The sequence below is a fragment of the Roseovarius sp. MBR-6 genome, assembly GCF_040547525.1.
Classification (GTDB): domain Bacteria; phylum Pseudomonadota; class Alphaproteobacteria; order Rhodobacterales; family Rhodobacteraceae; genus Roseovarius.
Genome location: NZ_JBEPPW010000002.1, coordinates 190,676 through 202,957 on the forward strand (window position 1 = coordinate 190,676; position 12,282 = coordinate 202,957).

13 protein-coding genes are annotated in these 12,282 nt (G+C 65.1%); 1 reads left to right on the forward strand and 12 read right to left on the reverse strand.

Annotated features, from left to right (window positions below; all coding sequences use genetic code 11):
- Window positions 1-25: 25 nt before the first annotated feature.
- The 8 genes from ABIE57_RS03225 to rpsL all read right to left on the reverse strand — a co-directional run bounded on the left by ABIE57_RS03225 (window position 26) and on the right by rpsL (window position 6,516).
- Window positions 26-322 (reverse strand): 50S ribosomal protein L23, encoded by a 297-nt coding sequence (locus ABIE57_RS03225; RefSeq protein WP_354537560.1) that lies wholly within the window; start codon window positions 320-322, stop codon window positions 26-28.
- Window positions 319-936 carry a 50S ribosomal protein L4 gene (gene rplD / locus ABIE57_RS03230; protein ID WP_354537561.1) on the reverse strand — a complete coding sequence of 206 codons (618 nt, stop codon included), beginning with the start codon at window positions 934-936 and terminating at the stop codon, window positions 319-321. The genes ABIE57_RS03225 and rplD overlap by 4 nt, the downstream gene beginning before the upstream one ends.
- Complete coding sequence (rplC, locus tag ABIE57_RS03235; protein WP_354537819.1) at window positions 933-1,775, reverse strand: 50S ribosomal protein L3; 843 nt, start codon at window positions 1,773-1,775, stop codon at window positions 933-935. The genes rplD and rplC overlap by 4 nt, the downstream gene beginning before the upstream one ends.
- A 13-nt stretch (window positions 1,776-1,788) precedes the next feature.
- Window positions 1,789-2,097, reverse strand: a complete 309-nt coding sequence (rpsJ, locus tag ABIE57_RS03240; RefSeq protein WP_354537562.1) for a 30S ribosomal protein S10 — start codon at window positions 2,095-2,097, stop codon at window positions 1,789-1,791.
- A gap of 80 nt (window positions 2,098-2,177) precedes the next feature.
- The gene (gene tuf / locus ABIE57_RS03245; RefSeq protein WP_354537563.1) at window positions 2,178-3,353 is read right to left on the reverse strand and encodes an elongation factor Tu; all 1,176 of its coding nucleotides are present in this window, start codon (window positions 3,351-3,353) and stop codon (window positions 2,178-2,180) included.
- 83 nt (window positions 3,354-3,436) lie between these two features.
- Window positions 3,437-5,560: an elongation factor G gene (gene fusA, locus ABIE57_RS03250; protein ID WP_354537564.1), complete on the reverse strand. Its 2,124-nt coding sequence runs from the start codon at window positions 5,558-5,560 to the stop codon at window positions 3,437-3,439.
- Between the two features lie 21 nt (window positions 5,561-5,581).
- A complete protein-coding gene (gene rpsG, locus ABIE57_RS03255; protein ID WP_354537565.1) occupies window positions 5,582-6,052 on the reverse strand; it encodes a 30S ribosomal protein S7 in 471 nt (156 codons plus the stop codon).
- 92 nt (window positions 6,053-6,144) lie between these two features.
- Window positions 6,145-6,516 (reverse strand): 30S ribosomal protein S12, encoded by a 372-nt coding sequence (gene rpsL / locus ABIE57_RS03260; protein WP_210879839.1) that lies wholly within the window; start codon window positions 6,514-6,516, stop codon window positions 6,145-6,147.
- Window positions 6,517-6,813: 297 nt separating this feature from the next.
- Here rpsL and ABIE57_RS03265 point away from each other — a divergent pair, with 297 nt between their 5' ends.
- Window positions 6,814-7,632 (forward strand): glycosyltransferase, encoded by an 819-nt coding sequence (locus ABIE57_RS03265; RefSeq protein ID WP_354537566.1) that lies wholly within the window; start codon window positions 6,814-6,816, stop codon window positions 7,630-7,632.
- Here ABIE57_RS03265 and ABIE57_RS03270 read toward each other — a convergent pair.
- The 4 genes from ABIE57_RS03270 to ABIE57_RS03285 all read right to left on the reverse strand — a co-directional run bounded on the left by ABIE57_RS03270 (window position 7,571) and on the right by ABIE57_RS03285 (window position 12,236).
- Complete coding sequence (locus ABIE57_RS03270; protein ID WP_354537567.1) at window positions 7,571-8,491, reverse strand: DMT family transporter; 921 nt, start codon at window positions 8,489-8,491, stop codon at window positions 7,571-7,573. The genes ABIE57_RS03265 and ABIE57_RS03270 overlap by 62 nt on opposite strands.
- A 66-nt stretch (window positions 8,492-8,557) precedes the next feature.
- Window positions 8,558-9,337 carry an inositol monophosphatase family protein gene (locus ABIE57_RS03275; RefSeq protein ID WP_354537568.1) on the reverse strand — a complete coding sequence of 260 codons (780 nt, stop codon included), beginning with the start codon at window positions 9,335-9,337 and terminating at the stop codon, window positions 8,558-8,560.
- Window positions 9,324-10,670: a TldD/PmbA family protein gene (locus tag ABIE57_RS03280; RefSeq protein ID WP_354537569.1), complete on the reverse strand. Its 1,347-nt coding sequence runs from the start codon at window positions 10,668-10,670 to the stop codon at window positions 9,324-9,326. Before ABIE57_RS03280 ends, ABIE57_RS03275 begins: the two co-directional genes overlap by 14 nt.
- Window positions 10,671-10,727: 57 nt before the next feature.
- Complete coding sequence (locus tag ABIE57_RS03285) at window positions 10,728-12,236, reverse strand: DUF2125 domain-containing protein (RefSeq protein WP_354537570.1); 1,509 nt, start codon at window positions 12,234-12,236, stop codon at window positions 10,728-10,730.
- Window positions 12,237-12,282: the final 46 nt, after the last annotated feature.

The window sequence follows — 12,282 nt, forward strand, 5'->3', positions numbered from 1 at the left end:
GCCCCCTGTCATTTCAATCCGACCGTCAGAGACCGGTGGTCACGTCGATCGTGTTGCCCTCTTCGAGCGTCACATAGGCTTTCTTGACGTCCTTGCGGCGACCAAGCATGCCCCGGAAGCGCTTGGACTTGCCCTTGGTGATGGTGGTGTTGACCGCCTTCACCTTGACGCCAAAGAGCGATTCCACCGCTTCCTTGATCTGCGGCTTGTTGGCCGCGATGTCGACCTCGAAGACAACAGCCCCGTTTTCGGAAACCATGGTCGCCTTTTCGGTGATGACCGGCTTGCGGATCACGTCGTAATGTTCGGGTTTCGCGCTCATTTCAACCGAGCCTCCAGTGCTTCGACACCCGCCTTCGTGAGCACGAGCGTGTCACGCTTGAGGATGTCATAGACATTCGCGCCCATCGTGGGCAGCACATCGAGCCCCTCGATATTGGCCGCCGCACGAGCGAATTCGGCATTGACCGCGGCACCGTCGATGATCAGCGCGCGCTTCCAGCCCAGATCCTTGATCTGCTTGGCAAGGGTCTTGGTCTTGCCATCGCCTGAGGCCATGTCGATCACCACAAGCTCGCCTGCGCGGGCCTTGGCCGACAGTGCGTGCTTGAGGCCAAGCGCGCGCACCTTCTTGGGCAACTCATGCGCATGGCTGCGCGGAGTCGGGCCCTTGTAGATGCCGCCCTTGCGGAAGATCGGCGCGTTGCGGTCGCCGTGGCGTGCGCCACCGGTGCCCTTCTGGCGATAGATCTTCTTGGTCGAATAGCTGGTCTCGGACCGGGTCTTGACCTTGTGCGTGCCGGCCTGCGCCTTGTTACGCTGCCAGCGGACGACGCGGTGCAGGATATCGGCACGCGGCTCCAGGCCGAAGATGTCTTCGCCCAGATCGACCGAGCCGGCCTTTCCGCCGTCCAGTGTGATCACGTCGAGTTTCATTCCTCGCCTTCCTTCTTCTGGGCCTCGATTGCGGCCTCGGCCTCCTTGAGGGCGGCCTCCTCGGTCGCGGCGGCTTCCTCGGCCAGACGCTTGGCTTCGGCTTCGGCCTCGGCGGCGGCCAGAGCGGCAGCCTCCTCGGCGGCGCGTGCAGCCTCTTCAGCAGCGGATTTCAGCGCCGCAGGCAGAATCGCGTTCTCGGGGAACGGTTTCTTGACCGCATCCTTGATCGTGACCCATCCGCCCTTGGAGCCGGGCACCGCGCCCTTGACCATGATCAGGCCGCGGTCGGCATCCGTGCGGACAACCTGGAGGTTCTGCGTGGTGACACGCGCCGCCCCCATGTGACCGGCCATCTTCTTGCCTTTGAAGACCTTGCCGGGGTCCTGACACTGACCCGTGGAGCCGTGGCTGCGGTGGCTGATCGACACACCGTGGCTGGCCCGCAGACCGCCGAAGTTGTGGCGCTTCATCGCACCGGCAAAGCCCTTGCCGATCGACGTGCCCGACACATCGACGAACTGCCCCGCGAAGTAATGATCGGCGGTGATCTCCTCGCCGACGGCGATGAGGTTCTCCGGCGCCACGCGGAATTCCGCGATCTTGCGCTTGGGCTCGACCTTGGCCGCCGCGAAATGGCCGCGCATGGGCTGCGTCGTGCGCTTGGCCTTGGCGGTTCCGGCACCGAGTTGCACGGCCGAATAGCCGTCTTTCTCAGGGGTGCGCTGTGCCACCACCTGAAGCTTGTCCAATTGAAGGACGGTCACAGGGATCTGCTTGCCGTCTTCCATGAAAAGCCGGGTCATCCCGACTTTTTTCGCGATCACACCAGAGCGCAACATCATCTTGCCCTCCTCAAACCGAAATCTGCACGTCCACGCCGGCCGCGAGGTCGAGCTTCATCAGCGCGTCCACGGTCTGCGGGGTGGGATCGACGATGTCGAGAAGCCGCTTGTGGGTGCGGATCTCGAACTGGTCGCGGGATTTCTTGTTCACGTGGGGGCTACGCAGAACGGTGTATTTCTCGATCTTGTTCGGCAGCGGGATCGGTCCGCGCACCTGCGCGCCGGTCCGTTTGGCGGTGTTGACGATTTCCTGCGTGCTGGCATCCAGAACGCGGTAGTCGAACGCCTTGAGCCGGATGCGAATATTCTGGCCTTGCATTGAGATAGCCTTTCGCGGCGTTGGAGTTGATAGGAGGAAGGCCGGACCACCCGGCCTCCCTCGTCGAACCCTGAAGGTTGTTACACGAGGATTTTCGACACGACGCCTGCACCGACGGTGCGGCCGCCTTCGCGGATGGCGAAGCGCAGGCCGTCTTCCATGGCGATGGGGGCAATGAGTTCAACCGTGAATTTCAGGTTGTCGCCGGGCATCACCATTTCCGTGCCTTCGGGCAGTTCCACCGTGCCGGTCACATCCGTCGTGCGGAAGTAGAATTGCGGGCGGTAGTTGGCGAAGAACGGCGTGTGACGGCCACCCTCTTCCTTGGTCAGGATATAGGCCTCGGCCTCGAACTTGGTGTGCGGCTTCACCGAGCCGGGCTTGCACAGGACCTGCCCGCGCTCCACGCCCTCACGGTCGATCCCGCGCAGCAGCGCGCCGATATTGTCGCCCGCCTCACCGCGATCCAGAAGCTTGCGGAACATCTCGACGCCGGTGCAGGTCGTCTTGCGCGTGTCGCGGATGCCCACGATCTCGAGCTCGTCGCCCACATTCACCACGCCCCGCTCGACGCGCCCCGTCACCACGGTGCCACGGCCCGAGATCGAGAACACGTCCTCGATCGGCATCAGGAACGGCTGGTCCACGGCGCGCGCGGGCGTCGGGATATAGCTGTCCACGGCCTCCATCAGCGCGCGGATCGAATTCTCGCCGATCTCCGGGTCGCGCCCTTCCATCGCCGCCAGCGCCGAGCCCTTGACGATCGGGATGTCGTCGCCGGGATAGTCGTAGGAGGTCAGCAGCTCGCGCACCTCCATCTCCACCAGCTCCAGCAGCTCCTCGTCATCGACCTGATCGACCTTGTTGAGATAGACCACCATGTAGGGAATGCCCACCTGACGGCCCAGAAGGATGTGCTCGCGCGTCTGCGGCATCGGGCCGTCGGCCGCGTTCACCACCAGGATCGCGCCGTCCATCTGCGCCGCACCGGTGATCATGTTCTTCACGTAGTCGGCGTGGCCCGGGCAGTCCACATGGGCGTAGTGGCGCGCCTCGGTCTCATACTCCACATGCGCCGTCGAGATCGTGATCCCGCGGGCCTTCTCCTCGGGCGCGCCGTCGATCTGGTCATAGGCACGAAACTCGCCGAAATACTTCGTGATCGCCGCCGTCAGCGTCGTCTTGCCGTGGTCAACGTGGCCGATCGTGCCGATGTTCACATGCGGCTTGTTACGTGCAAACTTTTCCTTTGCCATGGTCTTGGCTCCTTTTTCTTTGCGGATGGTGGGCCGTGGCCCACCCTACGGTTTGGGTAGGGCGGGGTTGCCCCGCCATCCCGTTATGCGAATTTCTTCTGGATCTCGTCCGAGATGTTCTGCGGCACCGGCTCGTAATGCGAGAACTGCATCGTGAACTGGGCGCGTCCCGAGGACATCGAGCGCAGCGTGTTGATATAGCCGAACATGTTGGCGAGCGGCACGTTGGCATTGATCGCGATGGCATTGCCGCGCGTGTCCTGCCCCGAAACCTGCCCGCGCCGCGAGGTGAGATCGCCGATGATGCCGCCGGTATATTCCTCGGGCGTCACCACCTCCACCTTCATGATCGGCTCGAGCAGCTTGGCCCCGGCCTTGCGAAGGCCCTCGCGCATCCCCATCCGGCCGGCGATCTCGAACGCCATGACCGAAGAGTCAACGTCGTGGAACTTGCCGTCGATCAGCGCCACCTTGAAGTCGATCACCGGGAAGCCCGCGAGCGGGCCGCTGTCCATGACCGAGCGGATGCCCTTTTCGACGCCGGGAATGTATTCCTTGGGCACGGACCCGCCGACGATCCGGCTCTCGAAGGAGAACCCTTCGCCCGGCTCTGTGGGCGTGATGACAAGCTTGACCTCGGCGAACTGACCCGACCCGCCCGACTGTTTCTTGTGGGTGTACGTATGCTCGACCTCGTGGCTGATGGTCTCGCGGTAAGCCACCTGCGGCGCACCGATATTGGCCTCGACCTTGAACTCGCGCTTCATGCGGTCGACGAGAATGTCGAGGTGCAATTCGCCCATGCCCTTCATGATGGTCTGGCCCGATTCGATATCGGTCTCGACACGGAAGGACGGGTCCTCGGCGGCCAGGCGCGCAAGGGCTGCGGACATCTTTTCCTGATCGTTCTTGGTCTTGGGCTCGACCGCGATCTCGATCACCGGCTCGGGGAAGGTCATGGTTTCGAGCACGACCGGCTTGGCCGTGTCGCACAACGTGTCACCGGTCGTCGTCTCCTTGAGACCGGCAAGCGCGATGATGTCGCCGGCGAAGGCCTCGTCGATCTCTTCGCGGTTGATCGCGTGCATCATCATCATCCGGCCGACACGCTCTTTCTTGCCCTTGGTGGCATTGAGCATGGCGTCGCCCTTCTTCATCACGCCCGAATAGATGCGCGTGAAGGTGAGCGAGCCCACGAACGGGTCGTTCATGATCTTGAAGGCCAGAGCAGAGAACGGCTCGGAATCGTCCGCATGGCGGGCGATGTTGCGGGTCTCGGTCTCGTCATCGGGGGCAAAGCCCATATAGGGCGGCACGTCGAGCGGCGAGGGCAGAAAGTCGATCACCGCGTTCAGGAGCGGCTGAACGCCCTTGTTCTTGAACGCGGACCCGGCCAGCACCGGCACGAAGCTGAGCGACAGCGTGCCCTTGCGGATGAGCGACCGCAGCGTCGCCTCGTCGGGCTCCTCGCCTTCGAGATAGGCTTCCATCGCGGCGTCATCCATCTCGACGGCAACCTCAATGAGGTTGGCGCGCCACTCGTCGGCCAGATCCTTGAGATCGTCACGGATCGGTTGACGCACCCAGGACGCGCCCAGATCCTCGCCGATCCAGACCCATTCTTCCATCTTGATCAGGTCGATGATGCCCTCAAGCTTGTCCTCGGCCCCGATAGGCAGGGCGACGGGCGCGGGAATGGCCCCGGTGCGGTCCTTGATCATCTTGACGCAGTTGAAGAAATCCGCGCCGATCTTGTCCATCTTGTTGACGAACACCAGACGAGGCACCTTGTAGCGGTCGGCCTGACGCCACACCGTTTCGGTTTGCGGCTCGACACCGGCATTGCCGTCCAGCAGACAGATCGCGCCGTCGAGAACGGCAAGCGACCGCTCCACCTCGATGGTGAAATCGACGTGGCCGGGGGTGTCGATGATATTGAAGCGGAACTTGGTGTCCGAAATCCCATCGACGCTGGGGTCTTCCTGACGCTGCCAGAAGGTCGTGGTCGCGGCCGAGGTGATGGTGATGCCGCGCTCCTGCTCCTGCTCCATCCAGTCCATCGTGGCGGCGCCGTCATGGACTTCGCCGATCTTGTGGGACTTGCCGGTGTAGAACAGGATGCGCTCGGTCGTCGTGGTCTTGCCCGCGTCGATATGGGCCATGATCCCGAAGTTGCGGTAGCGCTCAAGCGGATAATCGCGTGCCATGATGAAAGTGCCTCTCTCGGGTTACCAGCGGTAGTGGCTGAACGCTTTGTTGGCGTCGGCCATCTTGTGGGTGTCTTCGCGTTTCTTCACGGCCGATCCGCGGCTCTGAACAGCATCGAGCAACTCGCCTGCGAGACGCTCTTCCATGGTCTTCTCATTACGGGCGCGGCTGGCGTTGATCAGCCAGCGGATCGCCAGCGCTTCGCGGCGTTCGACACGCACCTCGACGGGCACCTGATAGGTGGCCCCGCCAACACGGCGCGAGCGAACCTCGACAGAGGGCTTGATGTTGTCGAGCGCCTCATGGAACACCTCGACGGGCGCGCGCTTGATCTTGCTCTCCACGCGCTCGAGCGCGTTGTAGACGATGGTCTCGGCGACGGATTTCTTGCCGTCGACCATCAGGTTGTTCATGAATTTCGTCAGAACCCGGTCGCCATACTTGGCGTCGGGGAGAACTTCGCGTTTTTCTGCGGCGTGACGACGGGACATCTGTTTCTCTTTCCTCTTGTCATCCTCGGGCCATGCCCTCGGACCTCAAACCAATGCGTCCCCCGCCCATGCGGGGATGACGCCCGACGGCATCACTTGGGACGCTTGGCACCGTATTTGGAGCGGCGCTGCTTGCGGTTCTTGACGCCCTGCGTATCGAGCACACCGCGCAGGATGTGATAACGCACGCCGGGAAGGTCTTTCACACGGCCGCCACGGATCAGGACCACCGAGTGCTCCTGAAGGTTGTGGCTCTCGCCGGGGATATAGCTGATGACCTCGAAGCCATTGGTCAGGCGCACCTTGGCAACCTTGCGCATGGCCGAGTTCGGCTTTTTCGGCGTCGTGGTATAGACGCGCGTGCAAACGCCACGCTTCTGCGGACAGCCCTGAAGGTGCTGCGACTTCGTGGTGCGGACTTTCGGCTGCCGCGGCTTGCGGATCAGCTGTTGGATCGTTGGCATTCCGGTTCTTTCCCCGTCTCTCAACACATGTGTCAGCAGGACCAGCCCTGCGGTTCATCAATCGCGAATCGCGCGTCCGCAATACGCAAATGCCGCACCCGCACCCCTGATTTCAGGTGCGACGCGGCGGGTTTCCAGAGGATCGGGGCAGATTGCCCGGATCTTGACCACTCAAGTTCTGGATCAGGCGCGAGGCGGACCCCGGCCATGGATGGGGCGCGTATAGGCAGAGTCGCGCGCCTTGTCAACAGCCGCTGCCGGTGCGAAGGTCGGCCCGCACAGCCCGAGGCCCGAGCCATGCGCGTGATCGGAATCTGCCGCTTTTCCTACCCCGCCCTCGGCGGGTTCAAACGTATGCACGAGAGCGTTGAAGAGCGCGAGACCTATCTCTACGATCCCGCACGGATGACGCTGCGCTTTCGCCATTTCGAGGCGCTGACCCTGCCCTCCATCGCCGCGCAGAGCGATGGCGATTTCACATTCCTGATCGTCACCGGCGAGACCATGCCGCCGCAATGGCGCGACCGTTTGCACGACATCACCGCCACCGTTCCGCAAGTGAGGATTCTGCCCTGCCCGCCGATGCGGCACCGCGTGGCCATGCAGGCCGCGATCAAGGAGGAACTGGGCGAGGACACGGTCGAGTCGCTGCAATTCCGGCTGGATGATGATGATGCAGTCGGGCTTGGCTTTGTGCAGGGGCTACGCTGGTTCGGTCGCGCCACGGCGAAGATGCGGCGCAAGTGGCGGTATGTGGCCTTTGACTACAATCGCGGCTATTCGGTGCGCCTCTCGGCACAGGGGATCGAGGCCGAAGAGGTGATCAGCCATTTCTGGGCCTGCGGGCTTGCCATGCTGTTTCGTCCCGGTGATCCGCGCACGGTGATGAATTTCGGCCATCACAAGCTGCATCACGAGATGCCCACGCTCATCAACCCCGCCCCGCCGATGTATCTGCGCGCCCATCACGGTGACAACGATACCGGCGAGGCGCAGACGCCCAAGGGCCTGCGCCCCATCGACGAGGCCACGCGCGCCCGCCTCTTGCGCGACTTCAACGTGGACGAGGACCGAGTGAAAGCTCTCTTTGCCGCGCCATCCGTGCGCGCCGGTTGACCTGCGCCTCGCGGTAGAGGGTGAACAGGCCCGACGCCACGACAATCGCCGCGCCCACGAGCGTGATGGTCTGCGGCCAGTCGCCGAACACCACCCAGCCGAGGATCAGCGCCCAGATCAGGCTGGTGTAGCGGAACGGCGCGACAAAGCTGATCTCGCCCACCCGCATCACCATGATGGAACAGAGATAACCGCCGATGATCATGACCGAGGCACCGAGGATCAGAAGCGCAGAGCGCCCGTCCACCGGCACCCATGGCTCGGTCAGGCTCGCCACGCCGAAGGCCGTCATGATCGAGGCCGAGGTGATCAGCGTGACCAGCATCGACGGCACGTCGCGCGACAGCCGCCGCGTCGCCAGATCGCGCAGCGTGACGAAGGCCACCGCCGCCAGACCGTAGACCGAGTAGATGGTAAACCCCTCGGTGCCCGGCCGCACGATCAGCATGACGCCGACAAAGCCGACGAGGATTGCCGCCATCCGCCGCCATCCCACCGGTTCGCGGAAGAAGAGCGCGGCAGCGAGCGTGATCGTCAGGGGCAGCGCCTGCATGATCGCGCTGATATTGGCGATCGGCATGTGAAAGAGTGCTGTGACAAAGAAATAGGCCGAACCGATCTCGCCCACCATGCGCCAGAAGACCGGCCCCCAATCCGCGCGCGGCAGGCGGCGCGAGAGCGCGCCCATCCACCACGCCACCGCCCCCACCATCAGCGTGGTGAGGATGCCGCGCAGGAACATCACCTGAAACACCGGCAGACTGCCCGCCAGCCCCTTGATCATCGCATCGTTGAAGGTGAACGCCGCCATCGACCCCATCATCAGGAGCGCGCCGGTCAGATTGTCGGAACGGGCCATGATCCGCCTTTTGATCAGAATGCGCCCTGACTTAGACGCGGATCACGCGCCGCCGCAAGGCGGATTTCAGTCGGCAAGTGCCGCGCGCATCGCGCCATGCAGCACCGGGTTGGCGGCGATCACGCCCGCCACCTGCGGATGCGGGTTGTTGAAACGCAAAAGACCGCCGCGCCGGTCCGAGGTCAACGCCCCCGCCTCGCGCAGGATCAGATCGCCCGCCGCCACGTCCCATTCCCATGTCTGGCGCAGCGTCAGCATCGCGTCATAGCGTCCTTCGGCCACGAGGCTGAGACGATAGGCCAGCGAGGGGCGAAAGCCGCGCCGCATCAGCGGCACGCGGCCATCGCGCCAGTGTTCGGGGTCAAGCGCCGGGCTGGCCGCCAGAACCGTCGCCCCCACAAGCGCGCGGCGCGCGCCCGCCCGAATGGGCACACCGTTGAGCGTGGCCCCCTGCCCCGCGGCGGCGGCATAAAGCTTGTCGCGCATCGGCAGGTAGATGACGGCGGCGCGCACCACGCCGCGCTCGACCACGGCAAGCGCATGCGCCCAGAGGTCTGTCCCCTCGATCAGGCTGCGCGTGCCGTCTATGGGATCGACGATGAACACCCGCTCGGCCCCCAGCCGCGCGGCATCGTCCTCGGTCTCCTCCGAGAGCCAGCCGTAACCGGGCCGCGCGCCCCGCAACCGCGTCGCCAGATGGGCGTTGACGGCCAGATCGACCGCCGTCACCGGCCCCGCGCCATCCGCCTTGTCGATGACATCAAGCGGGCGCGCGAGGGCGGCGCGCGCCACCTCTCCCGCCTCGCGCGCCGCGGCGATCAGAAGGGCAAGGTCACTCCCCGGCAAGCATCAGCCCCTCGACCAGCAGCGACGGCACCACCCGGCTCAGATGCGGGCGCGCGTCATTGGCCGGGATGATCCGGCGCAGCATGTCGGGCAGGCTGCCCGCAATGGTGCATTCATTGACGGGCCAGGCAATCTCGCCGCCCTCGATCCAGAACCCCGCCGCCCCGCGTGAATAATCGCCGGTGTTGGGGTTGATCGTGGACCCGATGAGCGACGTGACCAAAAGGCCCGTGCCCATCTCACGGACAAGATCGGCGCGGCTCTTGTCGCCTTGCGTCAGCGCCACATTCCAGACCGAAGGAGAGGGCGTGCCCCCGACCGACCGGGCGGCATTTGCCGTGGGGGTCATCCCCAGCTTGCGCGCATTCGCCAGATCGAGCGTATAGCTGCGCAGAACGCCGCGCTCCACGATGAGGCGCTTTGCTGTCGGCAGCCCCTCGGCGTCGAAGGGGCGCGATCCGGTGGCGCGCGGACGGTGCGGATCCTCATGCAGGTCGAGCGTTTCAGGAAGCACCGCCTTGTCCAGGCTATCGCGCAGCCACGAGGCGCCGCGCGCCACCGCGCTGCCCGAGGCCGCCGCCAGAAGATGCCCGATCAGAGACGCGGCCACCCGCTCGTCGTAGAGCACCGGATATGTCCCCGTTGGCGGCTTGCGTGCGCCAAGGCGTTCCACGGCCCGCGCGCCCGCGCGCTGCCCGATCTCCCCGGGCGCGCGCAGATCGGCGGCATAGACGCGGGAATCGCCGTCGTAATCGCGCTCCATCCCCGTCCCGGTCCCGGCAATCGCCACGCAGGACATCCCCGTGTCAGAGCGCGCATAGCCCCCCGAAAACCCGTTCGTCGCCGCCAGATGCACCTCCCGCAGCGAATAGGAGGCCGAGGCCGATTGCACCTGCTGCACGCCCGCGACCGAGAGCGCCGCCGCCTCTGCCGTTTCGGCCATGGCCATCAGGGTCTCGGGGGCAGGCTCGGGCGCGGGGTCACAGAGTTCCAGCGCCGCCATATCCCAACCCCGCGCCAATTGCGACGGATCGGCCAGACCGGCATAGGGGTCCCCGGGGGCCTCGCGCGCCATGGCGACGGCCCTTTCGGCAAGGGTGGCGATGGTGTCGGGCGCGGTGTCTGAGGCCGAGACACTGGCCTGACGCCCGCCGATCAGCACGCGCAGCCCGATATCCACCCCCTCGGCGCGCTCGGCCTGCTCCAGCGTGCCGCCGCGCATGTCCACCATCACCGACCGGCCCCGCACGGCCATGGCATCGGCGTCCTCTGCCCCGGCGCGGCGCGCGGCGGCGATCAAGGCGGCGGTCAGGTCTTCAAGCGGTTGCGGCATCGGCCCCTCCTGCATATCGCAGTGCAGGTAGACCGCACCGCCCCCGCGCGCAAGGCGTCAGCGCAGCTTCTGCCCGTTCACCGTCAAAGAGCCATCCTTCTTGACCTCAACCCGCGAGGTGAGCGTGTCCTCGCCCTCGGTGGCCTGCGCGAACATACCCGCCATCATCCCCACCATCAGCGCCTGATCCTGCGACACGAGACCCATGGCCACGAGACGCTCGAGCAGCGCATTGCCCCCCTCGAGCCGCAGATCGACCGCACCCTCGGCGGGCGGCATCTCCATCCCGTCGGCGCTGTCGATATCCACACCGCCCGACCCGGTCAGCTTGGCCCCCGCCGCCGAGATCAGCAGGCGGTTGAGATCAAGCCGCTCGATCTCGCCGGGGGCCTCGCCAGAGGCCTCGAGCGCGGCCATCTTTTCGGGGTCAAAAAGATCGACCGTCAGCCGCCCCTTGCCCGACAGGTCGATCAGGACATCCATCGGATCGCGCGGCAGGCTGGAACCGGGATCGAACAGCGCCCAGATCGACTCGGAGAGTTTGATCGCGCTCAAGTCAAAGAGCAGACCGAAATCGCTCGGGGTCTCGCCGGGGGTCATCGGCATGCTGAACTTGCCCGCCATGCGCGCGGCCTCATAGGACAGCGGCATCGGCAGCATCGGCACCTCCATCTCGGTCTGCATCTCCGCGACCTCGCCGCCATAGGTCACACCCTCGGCGGACAGCGCGAAATCAAGCGTGGTGCGCGCGCTTTGCGAGGTCGCGCGGGTTGTCTCGCCCGCCTCGGTCACGAGGTATCGCCCCTCGCCCGCGCCAAGCCGCATCCGGCCCTCGATTTCGAGCCCGCTGTTGAGCGCCTCCCCCATCCGCGCCATGTCGATCCCGTCGGGCAGGCGCATCCGCGTGTCATAGCTCATTGTCTCGGCATTGCCCGAGTAGTCGAACGCATTGCCCTCTTCGGGCAGATCGAAGCGCAGCGCATACCGCACCGGGCCCGAGGTCATATCCTGCACCAACTGCCGCGCCGTGCCGTCGGGCTGCATCACGCTCGTCCCTGCAATTCCGGTGAGGCCCAACAGGCCCTCAAGCGAGTCCTGCGGCTTGCCCCCGATGGTCACCTCACCCAGTGCAAGGCTCAGCTCATCGGCAACATAGACATAGCGCAGCGCCTCGGGCGTGCCCGAGGCCGTGATCTCAAGCCCCTTATGGGCAAGCGTCAGGACCGCCGTGATCGCCTCTTCCCCGTCGGGCATGAAGGCAATCGCCATGGGCATGGTCCCGGGGTAGATCACCGCCACGGTGCCATCGCCGCGCTCGGCAAGCTCGATCCGGCCCATGCGGATCTCCATGCGCCCGCCCTCTTCGGGAATATCCTGCGCCAGACCAAGATCGGGAATGATCATGCGCCCGGCGCTACGCTGCGGTGTGCCCGTCACCTCGTAGCCGAACCCCGTCAGATAGGTTTGCCAGTCGCGCCAGATGTCCTCGGCAGTGACATCGGCATGGGCACCCCCGGCCAGAAGGCCAAGGACGAGGGCGGAGGCGGACGTGGACAGACGGCGCATTGCGAAACCTTTCAGATAAAATCTCTGCTCCAACTTCGGGCCTGCA